15 protein-coding genes are annotated in these 14,759 nt (G+C 62.2%); 9 read left to right on the top strand and 6 right to left on the bottom strand.

Features of this window, described 5'->3' with window-relative positions; all coding sequences use genetic code 11:
* Window positions 1-212 precede the first annotated feature (212 nt).
* The 3 genes from LJ655_RS12955 to LJ655_RS12965 form a co-directional block, all read right to left on the bottom strand.
* The gene (locus tag LJ655_RS12955) at window positions 213-497 is read right to left on the bottom strand and encodes a hypothetical protein (protein ID WP_230561639.1); all 285 of its coding nucleotides are present in this window, start codon (window positions 495-497) and stop codon (window positions 213-215) included.
* 251 nt (window positions 498-748) lie between these two features.
* Complete coding sequence (locus LJ655_RS12960) at window positions 749-1,189, bottom strand: DUF4399 domain-containing protein (RefSeq protein ID WP_230561640.1); 441 nt, start codon at window positions 1,187-1,189, stop codon at window positions 749-751.
* A gap of 35 nt (window positions 1,190-1,224) precedes the next feature.
* The gene (locus LJ655_RS12965; RefSeq protein ID WP_230561641.1) at window positions 1,225-1,728 is read right to left on the bottom strand and encodes a DUF4399 domain-containing protein; all 504 of its coding nucleotides are present in this window, start codon (window positions 1,726-1,728) and stop codon (window positions 1,225-1,227) included.
* A gap of 304 nt (window positions 1,729-2,032) precedes the next feature.
* Between LJ655_RS12965 and LJ655_RS12970 the strand changes: the two genes are divergently transcribed.
* Window positions 2,033-4,069, top strand: a complete 2,037-nt coding sequence (locus tag LJ655_RS12970; RefSeq protein ID WP_230561642.1) for an SUMF1/EgtB/PvdO family nonheme iron enzyme — start codon at window positions 2,033-2,035, stop codon at window positions 4,067-4,069.
* Between the two features lie 46 nt (window positions 4,070-4,115).
* Here the strand turns inward: LJ655_RS12970 and LJ655_RS12975 are convergent, their stop codons facing one another.
* Window positions 4,116-6,299 (bottom strand): serine/threonine protein kinase, encoded by a 2,184-nt coding sequence (locus LJ655_RS12975; RefSeq protein ID WP_230561643.1) that lies wholly within the window; start codon window positions 6,297-6,299, stop codon window positions 4,116-4,118.
* 433 nt (window positions 6,300-6,732) lie between these two features.
* Here LJ655_RS12975 and LJ655_RS12980 point away from each other — a divergent pair, with 433 nt between their 5' ends.
* The 4 genes from LJ655_RS12980 to LJ655_RS12995 all read left to right on the top strand — a co-directional run bounded on the left by LJ655_RS12980 (window position 6,733) and on the right by LJ655_RS12995 (window position 8,340).
* Entirely contained in the window at window positions 6,733-6,999 is a 267-nt protein-coding gene (locus LJ655_RS12980; RefSeq protein WP_230561644.1) for a hypothetical protein, read from the top strand.
* An 88-nt stretch (window positions 7,000-7,087) separates the two neighbouring features.
* Window positions 7,088-7,375: a hypothetical protein gene (locus LJ655_RS12985; RefSeq protein ID WP_230561645.1), complete on the top strand. Its 288-nt coding sequence runs from the start codon at window positions 7,088-7,090 to the stop codon at window positions 7,373-7,375.
* 193 nt (window positions 7,376-7,568) lie between these two features.
* Window positions 7,569-7,787, top strand: coding sequence for a hypothetical protein (locus LJ655_RS12990; protein ID WP_230561646.1), 219 nt, complete (start codon window positions 7,569-7,571; stop codon window positions 7,785-7,787).
* A 346-nt stretch (window positions 7,788-8,133) separates the two neighbouring features.
* Window positions 8,134-8,340: a hypothetical protein gene (locus LJ655_RS12995; RefSeq protein WP_230561647.1), complete on the top strand. Its 207-nt coding sequence runs from the start codon at window positions 8,134-8,136 to the stop codon at window positions 8,338-8,340.
* Window positions 8,341-8,568: 228 nt separating this feature from the next.
* Here LJ655_RS12995 and LJ655_RS13000 read toward each other — a convergent pair whose 3' ends face one another.
* On the bottom strand, window positions 8,569-8,916 hold the full coding sequence (locus tag LJ655_RS13000; RefSeq protein WP_230561648.1) for a DUF4148 domain-containing protein: 348 nt from the start codon (window positions 8,914-8,916) through the stop codon (window positions 8,569-8,571).
* A gap of 272 nt (window positions 8,917-9,188) precedes the next feature.
* Complete coding sequence (locus LJ655_RS13005) at window positions 9,189-10,232, bottom strand: alpha/beta fold hydrolase (RefSeq protein ID WP_230561649.1); 1,044 nt, start codon at window positions 10,230-10,232, stop codon at window positions 9,189-9,191.
* 246 nt (window positions 10,233-10,478) lie between these two features.
* On the opposite strand from LJ655_RS13005, the gene LJ655_RS13010 reads away from it, so the two are divergent.
* The 4 genes from LJ655_RS13010 to LJ655_RS13025 all read left to right on the top strand — a co-directional run bounded on the left by LJ655_RS13010 (window position 10,479) and on the right by LJ655_RS13025 (window position 14,732).
* Window positions 10,479-11,438 carry a LysR family transcriptional regulator gene (locus tag LJ655_RS13010; RefSeq protein ID WP_230561650.1) on the top strand — a complete coding sequence of 320 codons (960 nt, stop codon included), beginning with the start codon at window positions 10,479-10,481 and terminating at the stop codon, window positions 11,436-11,438.
* Between the two features lie 180 nt (window positions 11,439-11,618).
* Complete coding sequence (locus tag LJ655_RS13015) at window positions 11,619-12,335, top strand: cytochrome c biogenesis CcdA family protein (RefSeq protein ID WP_230561651.1); 717 nt, start codon at window positions 11,619-11,621, stop codon at window positions 12,333-12,335.
* A 1-nt stretch (window position 12,336) separates the two neighbouring features.
* The gene (locus LJ655_RS13020; protein WP_230561652.1) at window positions 12,337-12,876 is read left to right on the top strand and encodes a thioredoxin family protein; all 540 of its coding nucleotides are present in this window, start codon (window positions 12,337-12,339) and stop codon (window positions 12,874-12,876) included.
* A gap of 533 nt (window positions 12,877-13,409) precedes the next feature.
* Window positions 13,410-14,732 (top strand): metal-dependent hydrolase family protein, encoded by a 1,323-nt coding sequence (locus LJ655_RS13025; protein WP_425605803.1) that lies wholly within the window; start codon window positions 13,410-13,412, stop codon window positions 14,730-14,732.
* The last annotated feature ends 27 nt before the right edge of the window (window positions 14,733-14,759 follow it).

The following is a 14,759-nucleotide window of genomic DNA, read 5'->3' on the forward strand; positions in this document are numbered from 1 at the left end:
CTATCCGTCTGTTTTGCCCGAAATGGCCGGTGTTCAGGCCGAGCCGCCTAAGCGCCGCTTCAGCAATGAAGCCGCGGAAATGTTGATGCGGGAAACGGCCGATACGCGAAGGATGCGTGGAAAGGACGATTGGATGAGCGGTCTTTTTGAGCGACTCGCGTGGTGCGCGGTACGCGCGCACGGCCGCTCGGGCCGCGCGTGCACCGCGCCGCTCAGTACACGTAGGACGAGTTGTTCGAGGTTACGTGCGGTTCGATCGTGGTCGTCGTGCCGGCGACCCACGCCGAGTTATTGCCGTTCGCGCTTTGGATGTTCATCTCCGTGTTGATCATCTGCGTCGTGGAGACGTTCTTGATGCTGGTCGGCGCATAGACGGGCGCGTAGCTGAAGTACGACGGGGGAAAACAGCAGTAGCCGTTGCCGCCGCGCACGGCGCTCATCGCCTTGCTGTCGAGCTGTTCGGTGTTGGACAGGTCCTTGATCATCAGCGTGTTCATGACAAATCTCCTGGAAAGGGAAAGCGCATCGTCGTGCGTCGGGGTTCGAGCAACTTGTCTGCTCGGGCGCTACCGACGCATGGGTCATGCCAATCGTGCCTCGCTTTCCTCATGCACAGTTCCAACGCCTTATGACAAGGGCCCGGAAGGGCTCACGAGCCGTTCTGTCGCGAACCGGCCAGAGAAGGAGAAGCGTGGATGGTGGATGGCGGCCAACAGTGCGTCGAACATTGTTGGCTGCGTAATGACAGTCAGCGCGCGATCACCGTGATCTTCTTCGAGTAAACGGGCGGTTGGTGCGGCATATGCATGTCGTCGCCCATCAGGAGCTGCAGCGTATGTCTGCCCGGCGGCAATTGGATCATCGTTTCCGTTTCGCCCGCGCCGAAATGCAGATGGTGGCGATCGGATGGAATCTCCTGATCCATTGGCGGCAGTTCGGAATCGATCAGAAGATGATGGTGGCCCGTATTCGGGTACTTCACACCCTTCGGCGCCACTCCCATGAATCGCAGGCCGAACCATACGCGAAAGGGCTTATTGGCGGGCACCACCTGGCCATCGTTCGGATAGCCGATATAGGCGTACGCGCCGGGCGGCGACGGCGTCGCGTCAGCCCACGCGCGTTGCGGCGCGGCCCATGCCGTCAGTGCCGCCGCGACGAACGCGGCGAGCGCGATGATCTTGTTCATGAGGTCTCTCCGTTCCCGCTTGACCAGTTCGAACGTTAGTCTTTTAGCACGGTGATGGTGATCTTCTTCGAATACACGGGCGGTACGTGCGGCACGTGATTGTGGTCGCCGAGAATCAGCTGAAGCGTGTGCTTGCCGGCCGGCAACTCGATGCGCGCGTCGGTTTGGCCCGCGCCGAAATGCAGGTGCTGGCGATCCGATGGAATCTCCTGATCGAGCGCAGGCAGATCCGTGTCGATCAGGAGGTGATGGTGGCCGGTATTCGGAAACGCGACGCCTTTCGGACACACGCCCATATTGCGCAGCCCCATGCGCACCCACAACTTGCCGCCGTGAATCACCGCACCATCCGACGGCCAGATGATGTACTCCTCGGCGCCGGGCGGTGACGGCGTCTGCTCGGCGCGTGCAATACCGCCAGATCCGATGCCGATGCATGCCGCGACGAGCGCCGTGAACGCCACCGCGCGCAATCCGCCGGGATGCATTTGCGCGGGCTGATGTCTGCCGAAAAGAAAGGAAACACGGGTTCTTCGCATAGCGCACTCTCCTGAACAGGAGTCATGGCTGGGCCCGGCTATCGATGACCTTCCGGGTGTTCGAGCGGCATGTCCGCGTGGAATCCAGCAGACAGCCACCTAGTTAAAACGACCGTGTGAGGAGACTTTGTGAATCAGCTTAGGTCGCAGCTTGCCAAAAAGAAACGCAATGCTCGTTAACCGTATGACGCGTTAAGGACTCCCGGACAGTTGTGACGTAAAGCGCGTGCTATCGTTAATGAAAAGTACAGGCACCGCGATGTACGGACGCCTGAAGTCTGTCCGGTACAAACAGGATATAAAGATGTGGCGACGATTCCTGCTGGTGTGCATGGTTGGGGCAATCCAGGCGCATTGGGACAGTGCCGGTGCGGCGGCACGACGTGAGAGCATCGAGCCGCACGCGGCCTGGGTAGCAAGTAGTCCGAAGCCCACGGCGCAAACGGCGCTGCTCGCGTCCCCCTTTGCTGTCTCGCGTGACGGCACGCATTCCCGGCGCGTGGCGCTCGTGATCGGCAACGGCGAATACGGCAATGCCGTTGATCCGCTCCGGTCCAACGCGCCGCGCGACGCCAGATCGATCGGCGATGCCCTCCGCGCGCGTGGTTTCGAAGTCATCGCTCGCACGAATGCTACGGCGCAGCAAATGCTCGAGGCCATTGGCGAATTTCAACGGCGTTTGTCGACAGGCGATCTTGGACTGTTCTATTTCGCCGGACATGGAATGCAAATCGGCGGGCAAACCCTGCTTCTGCCGGCGGCCTCCGATGCGCGAGCCGATAGCCGTGCGCCCGCGTCGCTGCTCAATAGCGGCGTCGAACTGAAGACCGTATTGCATGCCATGCAATCGGCCCGCGCGGGCCGCCTGAATCTCGTGATTCTCGATACGTGCCTGGACAATCCATTCACGCCCGCCGCAGTCGCGATCGCCGGGCCGGAAGTCTCTGCCAACACCGTGATTGCCTACGCGACCGCACCGGGCAGTTTCGCGGCTGACGGTTCTCGCCATGGGGTCTATACCGGCGCTTTGCTGCGGGCGCTTCGTGATGCCGACACATCGGCTCAACCGCTCGACGTGTTGTTTCGACACGTTGCCGCTGAAGTACGCGCCGCCACGGGCGGAATGCAGCAACCGTGGCTGTCTGTTGCGGCTCCTGCCATTTCCGCAAGCGAAACGGCAATCGAGTCGTCCGTTACGTCATACGACCCCGCCATCACGCCGCGCAGTCGCGGCATCATGCCGAAGGAGAGCGGCGAACAATACGAAATCACCTTCTGGGAGTCGATCAAGGACAGCAACTACCCAGCGGATTACGAGGCATATCTGAAGGCCTATCCGAATGGCCGTTTCGCGCCGCTCGCGCATGCGCGCATCGACCGGCTGCGCGCGGCTGCTTCGAGTCCCGCGGTGAGCGCCACGCCGGCCGCGCCGTCAGCCGCACCCGCGGCGCAGAGCAGTCATGCCGCTCAATCCACGCAGCCTGCACAGGGCGCGCGTCCGGCGACGCAAGCCAGCGCGGCCACCCCGGCGTCGGCGCACCCGGCTGCCGCGCCATCCCCGGCGCCCCCCGCCACAACCGCCGCCGCGCCACTTGCGGAAAAAGCGGTCGCCCATCCGCCTTCGGCCGGTGAAATGCGCGATTGCGCGGCCTGCCCGATCATGGTCCCCGTGCCCGCAGGCTCGTTCGCAATGGGCAGCAATACCGACGATCCCTCGGAAAAGCCCGTGCATCGCGTGAACATCGGCGCGCCATTCGCGATCGGCAAGTTCCCGGTGACGGTCGAGCAATGGAATGTGTGCGTGGCCGCAAACGCCTGCCCGAAGCTGACACCGCAGAGCAATAGCAACAAGTTCGCACCGGCACGCGATCTCAGCTGGGACGACGCGCAGCAGTACGTCAAATGGCTGACCCGGACGACCGGCAAACCATACCGTCTGCCGAGCGAAGCCGAATGGGAATTCGCGGACCGCGCCGGCACCACGACCGCTTACTGGTGGGGCGAGCAAATGCGCAAGGGCACCGCCAATTGCAAGGACTGCGGCGACCCGTGGCACAAGGAGGGCCCGGAAAGCGTCGGCACGTTCGCCGCGAATCCGCTCGGCTTGTACGATATGAACGGCGGCGTCTGGGAATGGACCGCCGACTGCTGGCACAACTCCTATCAGGGCGCCCCTGTCGACGGCCGCGTGTGGGACACCCCAGGCTGCGAGATGCGCGTGATTCGTGGCGGCTCATGGCGCGAGGGCGGCGACTACATGCTCAGCGCGACACGTTTCAAATACAGCGCCGGCGTGCGTCAATCGCAGGACGGTTTTCGCGTCGTCAAGGATCTGCGCTAAGGGCGGCTTCGCCCGCGAAGCGCATTTCGATCGGGTTCCCGACGGATCACGGCGCGGCAGGCCTGGTCGTAATCGGCGCAAAATCCGCCAACAGACGATCCTGGCCATATTGACCGCCGATCTGCGTCAGCCGCGTTTCGAGCGCGCGCAGATAATCTGCGCGCGTTTCGCTTTCCGGACGCAGCTTGTCGAACAGCGCTACCGGTGTGATCACCAGCACCACCATCTCCGAGCCGAACGGCTTCGATACGGTCCAGTCACCCGCACTGCTGCCGATCGTGTACGAGCCGTGCGGCTGCATCTGGTTGTCCGGCAAGAGGTGACTCGGCACCATGTGTACGACGTGGCCGTCGAGCTGGTAGTAGTCGACGGTCGCAAAGGAATCGAAGGGGGGCGCTTTCAGGTCGACCACTAGCGGGTCATGCTCGGTCAGCAAGCCGCTTGGCGGACGCATTTGCAGCGACGCGACGCGCCCAGCCTGCCAGTTGCGCACCAGGTACGGCCCGAGCGTCCTGGCAACGTCACATTTATCGTCGGCGAGGGGCCGCACGTCGAGCGAAACCGTATCGACGCCGGGCAGTGCGGCCAACCTCTGCTTCAAACGGGCTGCACCGTAACGCTGCGACAGGAAACCGCGTACCGTCAATGCGTGATCCTGCACCGCACCCGATAAAGCCGAACACGGCACCTGTGCGAGCGTGGGCACGATCGCGGCAAGCGTCGAGGCGGGCGGCGGCGCAAGCGGGGACGAAACTGGTGGTGTCGGGACTGCAGTGGTGGCCGCACCACCCGGTGTGGTACTTCCTTCATTCGCGCCCGCCGAAGAGGGCGTGGTCTGCGCGACGCTCGTCGAGGGCGCGGCCTTGGACGCGCCACCGGCCCGATCGACCTGGTCGCCCAACGCTTTCGCTGCCTCGGCTTGCGCAGCTTGCCGGCTGGTTCCCGAGCGAAAGGCAAGCACGCCCACCGTGGCGGCGCACACAACGGCCAAAGCTGCGAGCCCGGTCCAGGCGAGCGTGCCCGACTTCTCCGCGCGCGCTTCAGTGTCGAACTCGGAGATAAAGCGCGCGACGCTCGGCATCCGCGTATTGCGATCGAACGACAAAGCGGCACGCAGCGCGCGCCACTGCCGCGTGTCGAGATTCGGCGGACGCTGCGGCTTGAAATCGGCATTGCGCGCCTGGGTGGCCGAAAGGCGATCGAACGGATGATGTCCCGTCAGCAGCTCGTACGTGATGCAACCCAGCGCGTAGATGTCGTCGCGCGGGTCCGGCTCACGGTGTTCGATCATCTCCGGGCTCGCATAGGCGGGCGTCAACGCGCCGAGACTGCCCGGATCGAACACGGTCGCGTCGCCCTCCTCTTCCGGCCGCTGGAATACGCGCGCGATGCCGAAATCGATCACCTTCACTTCGGCATTCGTGGTCAAGAACACGTTCGCGGGCTTGAAATCGCAATGGACGAAGCCGCGCTCATGCGCGTACGCGAGCGCCGCGCACATGCCGCGCACGATCGGCAACGCGGCACGCACCGGCATGCCTTGATAGCCGGGCGTGCGCAGCAGCTGGCTCAGCGGTTTGCCGCTCAGGTACTCCATCGTCAGATAGACGATCGGACCGTCGCGGTCGAAGTCGTACACGGTGATGATGTTGCGATGCGCGAGCACCTGCGCCTTGCGCGCTTCGCGCTGTAATGCAACCAGCGAATTCGGATTACCCCGGAACTGGACGTTCAGCACCTTGATGGCGAGATAGGGCTTGCGATCCGACGCTTCGAGCTTGCGCAGATCGAGTGCCTTGTACACGGTGCCCATGCCGCCCACGCCGAGGCACTCTTCGAGCACGAAGCGATTATTCAGCGTATCGCCGATGCCTTTGATGGTCTCGCGCGCGGCGTTTCCGGCAGTATTCGCGGCACCGCCGGCGCCCGCGCTGCCCGCGTTCTTCGCGCTCGGCGAGCGCAGCGACGGCACGTCGATCGTGGTCTGAATGCCGGTTTCCTCGCCGCCCGCCGCGACGTTCGACAGGCGCAGCAACTCGATGCGCCGGCGCACTTCCAGATAGAGGTCTTCCGGTAGCGGCGTCTGCCCGTGCGCGGCGTACAGCGTCTCCAGCAGCCGCGTCGGACCGAGTTGCTCGGCCGCCAATGCGCTGTCGAGCTGCGCGACAAACTCGTCGCGCGACAGCTCGCCGCTCTGGAAGTCGAGAATCACACGCGCAAGGCTAGCCATTTGTGCGAAGCACCGCCGTTGCCGCTGGACCGTGTCGCGTGCGACCGTAGCCACGCGGGTCGATAGAGAATCTGCCGTAACCGGTTACATGTGCCGTTTCGATACTAGCTCCCGGTCCGCGCTTTCGCAAACCAGGCAAACCAGGCATGAGCCGCGCGCCGCGCCGCAGCCGCGCCCGCGCAATGTCGTGCGCGAGCCAACACGGCGCGCTGCCATGTCGGACGGCCGCCACCGTTCCGAGCGCTGCAATGTGCGCGGACCTGCCCGGCACGGAGGCCGGCCCAGGCCCAAAACCCTTATGCGCCAAGCTGTCGCCACTATCCTCCGGACACTTGATCAACACTGGCACAGCCTGTGCGTTAGTGATGTCCGAGCAAACCGGTTGCTCGAAACCACTCGCAACACTGCGAACTCTTCTTTCTGGAGACTCACCATGAAAACGCTGCTGATCAAAGACCTGTCCGTCACCGAGCAACTCGACAGCAAAGCCATGCAGGCCGTACGTGGCGGCTTCGGCCCGAGCTACTACAGCTACAGTTCGGTCTATAAGCCGTACACCAAGACGGACGTCGACACCACGCAGATGATCAATAACGAACTTAGCCTGCAGAACGCCAACGGCAACAACGTTGCGTTCGCCGAAGGCATCACCTCGACGTTCACGCCGTATGTCACGTCGAACAACAGCAACTTCGCGTGATGCGCGGCGCGGCGCGGCGCCCGCTGCCGCGGGACGCTTCGCCGCGCGCCATTCACGCCCGCTTTCCATACGTCTTTGGAGAAACGCCATGTCATCCCTCATGATTCGCGATCTGTCCGGCACCCGCGAACTCGACCGCCGGACCATGTCCGGGATCGCCGGCGGCACCGGCAGCAACGTGCCCGTTCCCTCGGGCGGTCTCGGCAGCCTTGCCGGCATCGCCAATGTCAACGTCACGGTCAATCAGAATCTGGTTCAGCAGCAAACCGTCCAGGTCGCGGCGCTCAACAACGTCGGCGTGATTGGCGCGAGCTTCGTGCCGCTGAAGCTGAACGTCGACCCCACACTCTGGGGCGCCAATTTCTCCGCCGTGTAAGCCGGGGCGGCGGCGGGGGACCAGAGGTTTCTTCACTGCCTCGGCAACACCGGGGCCATGCGCCGCGAACCGATTTCCTATACTGATAGTGCGTTGAGACCTCAGCACAACGAACGAGACACCGAATGCCTTCCAGGCGCGGCGGCCGGAACCCGAGCGGGTCCGTCCGCCGGAGCGTTTTTCCGGAGCCGTCATGGCCAAGCTCATCATCAAGGATCTGACCGAGAGCGTCCAACTGGACCGCGAGGCGATGGCCGCGATCGTCGGCGGCGCGCGCGTGGGGGCGCGCTCGAGTCTGGCCGCGCCGGTGGTGCCGGCCGCGACGCGCGTCGTCGAGTACCCGCCGGGCTTTCCGGCTGCGCATCAGCGTATCGCCGAAGCAGCCTCGCCGCGCAAACGGCAGCGCCGCTAGCACGGCTTTCCGGGACGTTTCACCATGACGGCACGCGCACATGGCGCGTGCCGTTTCCGTTTGTGCTTCCCTTTGCGTCTCGTCCTCCCGGTTCCGGCAGGCGTGACGCTGCGCTGCGCCCCAACCAGTCGCACGCGATTCGTGGGACCCGCCCGAACACTTCGACTCGTGATCGCGGTGGTTTCCAGTGCGATGCGACGAGCCTATGGCGCACATCCTTGCCAGGCTTTGCATGGCGGCCCCCGCTCCATGTTGAGACATATGTGCCCTCACATTGGCATAGGCCTTGCAGAAATCGCAGCGGGCGCCGCACGGTGCTCGCCTTTCCAAGTCAAGGAGACATGCCATGAAAGCCACTGTGATCATCAAGGACCTGCCGCGTTGCGCGGGCGACCCGGCACCTGAAAAAACACTGACCGTCGATCAGATGAAGACGCTGCGCGGCGGCCGCTCGGTCGTCGTCACGGTGGACGGCGGCGGCACGGGTACCGTCGACGATTGGGACATCAACACCGCGATCTTCGAAGGCCGCATTAAGGGAACTTATCTATAGGACGCGCGACGTGTCCGCAATTGGAAAACGGCACCCTGCTCACGTTATGTTCGCGACGGGTGCCGTTTTAATCGGCCGGCGAATTAGCCGGCAAAGGAGAGGTGCGATAAACGCATGTGATGAGAGGTGTGCTTGCCCGGCGAGCGCGCATTCCGGCGTGGTCGACCCAAAAAAGGCGCGCTTCTTGAACGCATCCGGCTAAACCACTACCTGCCGATTTCCACCCGATCACGAATGGGCGTAGATCGAACCAAGGCCGATCACGTTGGAGCCGTCGTTCGCGCCCTCCGCCGCCGCACGCTTCATCGGCACGCGCGAGCCCGAAGCCGAGTTACCGTTCGCGGCGCCACCGTAAGCGGTCGCGTCATGTGCCGCGTTGAGACGCGCCTGCGCGGCCTCGATGTTCCGCGGGTATTGCGCGTTGTCGCTCGCTGGGTTGTAGCCGGCCTTTTCCAACTGGACGAGTTCCGCGCGGACTTCGGCACGGGTAACAGCCTGTTGCGGCTGCGACTGCGCGAACGAAACGACGGGAGCGGCAACGAGTGCGGCGACGATCAGCGATTGAACGAGTTTCATGAGTCTTCTCCGGATATCAGACCATCAGGGATTAACGGATTGAGCGGGACGCGAAGCCATCAACGGGGATGCACTGTCATGTCCCGCCTGATTCACACGCAACGTTGTGAATCAACCTTGCGTGAAGACATTTGAACGCGGCAACGTATCTGCAATGTTTTCGTCACCCCCCATTTCTGCAAGCGTCCTTGTCTGCGTACGGTGTCGATACATTGCGATACAAAAAGCGCTTCGCCGCATTGATGGCGTACATCGCGTGTGCGCCGGCTCGATCAAAGGCGCGTGACGTCGAGAATCGCGTCCGCAAAGGCTTTCGGCGCTTCCTGCGGCAGGTTGTGGCCAATGCCGCCGCTGATATTGCGGTGCTGATACTTGCCGGTAAACTTCTTCGCGTATGCTGCGGGCTCGGGATGCGCGGCGCCGTTCGCGTCGCCTTCGAGCGTGATGGTCGGCACCGCGATCGTCGGTCCGCTCGCAAGGCGCTGTTCGAGTTCGTCGTATTGCGGCTCGCCTTGCGCGAGCCCCAAACGCCAGCGGTAGTTGTGAATCACCACGGCAACATGGTCCGGGTTATTGAACGATTCGGCGGAGCGCTCGAACGTGGCGTCGTCGAAATTCCATTTCGGCGAGGCGGTATGCCAGATCAGCTTGTTGAAGTCATGACGGTTCGCTTCATAACCCGCGCGGCCACGCTCGGTAGCGAAATAGAACTGATACCACCACGCGAGCTCGGCCTTAGGCGGCAACGGCGCGCGGTTCGCTTCCTGGCTGCCGATCAGATAGCCGCTCACCGACACCATTGCCTTCACGCGTTGCGGCCACAGTGCGGCGACGATATTGACCGTACGCGCGCCCCAGTCGAAGCCGCCGAGCACGGCCTTGTCAATCTTCAATGCGTCCATCAGGTTGATGAGGTCGACCGCGACCACCGCCTGTTGACCGTTGCGCGGCGTATCCGCCGACAGAAACCGCGTGCCGCCGTAGCCGCGCAGATACGGCACGATTACACGATAACCGGCGGCCGCAAGCAGCGGCGTCACTTCGGCGAAGCTGTAAGGGTCATACGGCCAGCCATGCAGAAGGATGGCCACCGGTCCGTTCTGCGGACCCGCTTCCGCGTAGCTGACGCTCAGCGTGCCGGCATTGATCGAACGAAAGTTCTCGAACGACGCGATGCGTGTACCCGCTTTCGCATTGCCCGCAGTGTCGACCGATTGCGCATGCGCGAGGCCGCTCAGTCCCAGTTCGAGCAGGCTGATACCCGCGATGGCCGTTCCGAGAAAGCGACGGCGACGGCTATTGATCTGATCCGACATGGTCATTCTCCTTTCAATAAGGCCGTTAGACGGAATTAATCGGGTCCGCTCGCGCGCCAGATCGCGCAGCCGCACGCGAGCACCGTGCAAGTAGGACAAACTTCGAGGGCAGCCACTGAACCACCGGTTTACCGCTGTCGCAACACTTGAGATGAATAGTGACAGCGCAAGCCGTCAGCAGCAAGAGCAACTAAGTTCACACATCGTTGCTTTACGGGCAACGCAATAACCGCGGCCGGGAAAGACATGCGAGAGATCAATCAGCAACGCCTTCGTTATTTCAATGAGGTGCTCACGCACGGCACCATACGTGGCGCCGCCGAGAGCATCAATACTTCGCCTTCCGTGATTACGCGGCAGATCAAGCTGCTCGAAGACGAACTGGGCGCCGTGCTGTTCGAGCGGCAGCCGCGCGGAGTCAAGCCCACCGAGGCGGCCACGCACCTGCTCGAATTCTGGCGCGGCTATCGTTCGCAGCAAGAGAAGCTCGAAGATCAGTTGCACGCCTTGAGAGGCCTGCAGCGCGGGCAAATCCGGCTCGCGGTCAGCGAAGGCTTCGTCGATACGCTGGTTGACGATGTGCTCGCGCCATTCTGTGCCCAATATCCAGAACTGGAGATCGGACTTGATATGCTCGCGGTCGATGCGATCCAGGAAGAGGTCGCGGAAAGTCGGGCACATATCGGGCTCGCGTACAATCCGCCGCCTCATGCACGGCTCGAATCTCGCGCGAGTTCTCCACAGCCCGTCGTGTTGTTGTTGCGAAGCGACCATCCGCTCGCGAAGCGCAAGAAAGCCGCGACACTCGACGATTTGCGCGCGTGGCCGCTTGCACTGATGCCACCAACGTTTGGGATCGGTCATGTCGTCAAGATGACGGAGTTGGCGGAAAACCTGCCGATTCGCGCGACGCTGACCACCAACTCCCTGAGTGCATTGAAGCGCTTCGTCACGGTCGACAACTTCATGACGCTGATCGGCGAATTCGCTGCTTACCGCGAAATCGCGAGTGGCGAATTGACGACCGTACCCGTCGCGCATCCGCTTTTTTCCGGCGCGCAGGCGCGGGTGCTTGTCAAAACCGGCCGCCCTCTCGCGCCGGGACCGCTCGAATTACTGCGCTGGATTCAGGAGCGCATGCCGATGTTCTCCACCGCCAGAGTGAATGCAGCGGGAGTTGCTGCGCGCAAACGCAAGACGCGGTAGTGCAGCGTTCGAATACAGCTTCATCGACCAACCCGCGAATCGGCGCGTGAGGAGGTTTGTGTCGCAATGTATCTGCGCGGTACGCAGACACACAACATTGCAAGCTCGCCTGTTTGTGGACATAAACCAGATACGTGCGGGCGTTTCAATACGGCCATCCCAGCCAACGGAACGTCCATCATGCACAGTACGCTCGAAACCCCGCTCGCCCTGCTCGCCGGGTTGCTGACGATTGCTTCCCCCTGCGTGCTGCCGGTGATGCCGATCCTCCTCGGCACCTCCGTCGAACAACCGAGCCGCACGCGGCCACTCTTTATCGTCGCGGGCTTTATCCTGACCTTCGCGTCATTTGCGCTGCTGTTGGGCGCGGTATCGAGCACAGTGCATGTCGCGCAGCAAGTATTGCGCAATACCGGCATTGCCTTACTCGCGCTATCGGGGCTCCTGCGGATCTGGCCGCGCCCCTACGACTGGCTCGTCGCGCAACTGCAGGGTCCACTCGATTGGATCGGCGCGGTCGTTACGCCGGGCACGCAGCCCGGCCGTGGCAACACGGGCGGCTTCGTGCTCGGCATGTCGCTCGGTGCGGTATGGACACCCTGTGCCGGGCCCGTGCTCGCTTCGATTCTCGTGCTCGTCGTGAAGGCGCAGGATCTCGGCTGGTCGGCACTGCTGCTCACGCTCTATGCGATCGGCGCGGCGATTCCGATGCTCGCGATCATCTACGGCGGTCATTACGTGACACGCCATGTCCGCGTCGTCGCGCGTCACGCCGAACGCCTGCAACAGGTATTCGGCGTACTCGTGATGCTGACCGCACTCGCCATCTATCTGCAATACGACGTGCTGCTGTATGCGCGGCTCGCCGTCCTTTTCCCTTCACTCAAAGGAATTTGACATGATGCCCCGATTGAAGAACTTCGCGTTGTCCACGGCATTCGCTGCCTGCGCGTTGATCGCAACGAGTACGTCCGCGATCGCTGCGCCGAAAGAAAGCGGGCCGCCCGCGCCCGAATTCACCGGCATTACGCAATGGCTCAATAGCGAGCCGCTCAAATTGGAGCAATTGCGCGGCAAAGTGGTGCTCGTCGACTTCTGGACATATAGCTGCATCAATTGCGCCAATACGCTGCCTTATGTGAAAAGCTGGAATCAGAAGTACAAGGATCAGGGACTCACGGTGATCGGCGTGCACACGTCCGAGTATCCGTTCGAACGCGACACAGGTAACGTGAGGACCGCGCTCAAACGGCTCGGCATCACCTATCCGGTCGCCCAGGACAACCAGTACGCAACCTGGAATGCGTACGACAACCAATACTGGCCCGCGTTCTATCTGATCGACAAGAAAGGCCAAATCGTCTACTCGCACTTCGGAGAAGGCGCCTATGCGCAGACGGAGGCAAAGATTCAGGCACTGCTCGAGCAGAAGGATTGACGAGGTGGTTGCTGACTCATAGAAAGCGAAAAGCCGCCATGCGGCGGGGCAATTGTGCGCGTGGCGGCTTTCGTTCATTCGGATGACCAAACGAGATAATTAGCGAAAAATCCATCCATATTTTGACTGGTCTTCCCGGTGATCGGATGTCGTCCGCGTCACCGCGCAGCCACACAAACGACGCGCTCGCGCCGACGTTCCAGCAATCGCATGTTGCCATTGAGTACGCGGCTAATAGATGCAAGTTCAATGCTTGTGTCAGGACATCTGGATTTGCCTTCCTTTTGCGCAGGCGATACTCTGTACTGGCTTGACCCTCTGGTCGCCAATTGTCAAATGTAGTCACACGGCGGCTTTCTATGCACAGTGCTCTACGTTATGGGTGAGCTATGTCCTCAGGAAAGTACATCGGCAATGGAAGAGTCGGTCCATCGTTTTCATGTCTTTGCGACAAGTCTCGAGCGCAATATGCAAACCGCCGCATCAGCGCGGACCTGTCGCGTCGCGGCTTTGTCACCGGACTCGCGGCCTCGATGCTGAGCCTGGTTCTACCCGGTCTCGTCAACGCTCAGAGCATCCAACCGCCAGGACCGCCCGCGAAGCCGGTGCTATTCATGAACTTTCGTTTGTTCGACGGCAGATCGTCGACATTGCGCGACGGCCTCTATATGGTTGTCGAGGGCGATAGCATCAGCCAGTTGGGTCAGGGGCAGCCGGCTTCGATCGAGGGCAAGATCGTCGTCGATTGCGGCGGCAAGGTCATGATGCCCGGACTTATCGACATGCACTGGCACGCGCTGCTCGCGGCGGTGCCGATTCAGGTCATCCTTCAATCCGACATTGCACTGGTCCACCTTGCGGCCAGTGCTGAAGCCGAACGCACGCTATTGCGCGGCTTCACGACGATACGCGATGCGGGCGGTCCATCGTTTGCACTGAAGCAGGCAATCGACAGCGGCATGATTTCCGGGCCGCGCATCTATCCGTCCGGCGCGATGATCACTACGACCGGAGGGCACGGCGATTTTCGCGCACTGTCGGAACTGCCACGCACCAGCAATCAGGTTAGCCAGATCGAACGGGATGGCGGCGCGGCGATCGCCGACACCGAAGACGAGGTGCGCTTGCGTGTGCGCGAGCAGTTCATTCAGGGCGCGACGCAGATCAAGCTGGTCGGATCCGGTGGCGTATCGACGCCGCGCAGTCCGCTCGACATGCTCACGTTCACCGAAAAGCAGCTGCGCGCGGCGGTCGAAACAGCCGCTGACTGGGGTACCTATGTTCTCTCGCATGCGTATACCCCCGATGCGGTGCAGCGCTCTGTTGCCGCGGGCGTGCAGTGCATCGAGCACGGTCATCTGATGGACGACAAGACTGCGGCGTTGATGGCGAAGAACGGTACGTGGCTGAGCACGCAGCCGTTCGTCAGTGAAGAGGACGTGGGCCCGCTCGCGCCGCAGAGCCGCGAAAAATTTCTTGAAGTGGTTGCGGGCACCGACAACACTTTCAAACTCGCGCGCAAGCACGGCATCAAGGTCGCGTTCGGCACGGACCTGATCTTTTCGCCGGTCATCGCCAGGCGGCAAGGCGCGATGCTCGCGCACATGAAGCGTTGGTATAGCCCGGCCGAAGCATTGGGGATGGCCACCGGCACCAATGGCCAACTGCTCGCGCTGTCCGGCCACCGCAATTCGTATCCGCGCAAGCTCGGCGTACTGGAGGAAGGTGCGTACGCCGATCTGCTGCTCGTCGAAGGCAATCCGCTCGAGAATCTCGATCTGATCGCCAACCCGGAGCAGAACCTGCGCATCGTGATGAAGGATGGGAAGTTCTACAAGAACACGCTGAAAGCGTAATCAGCAATGCATGCGGGCGCGCAACCT

The organism is Paraburkholderia translucens (genome assembly GCF_020881035.1).
Taxonomy (GTDB): domain Bacteria; phylum Pseudomonadota; class Gammaproteobacteria; order Burkholderiales; family Burkholderiaceae; genus Paraburkholderia; species Paraburkholderia translucens.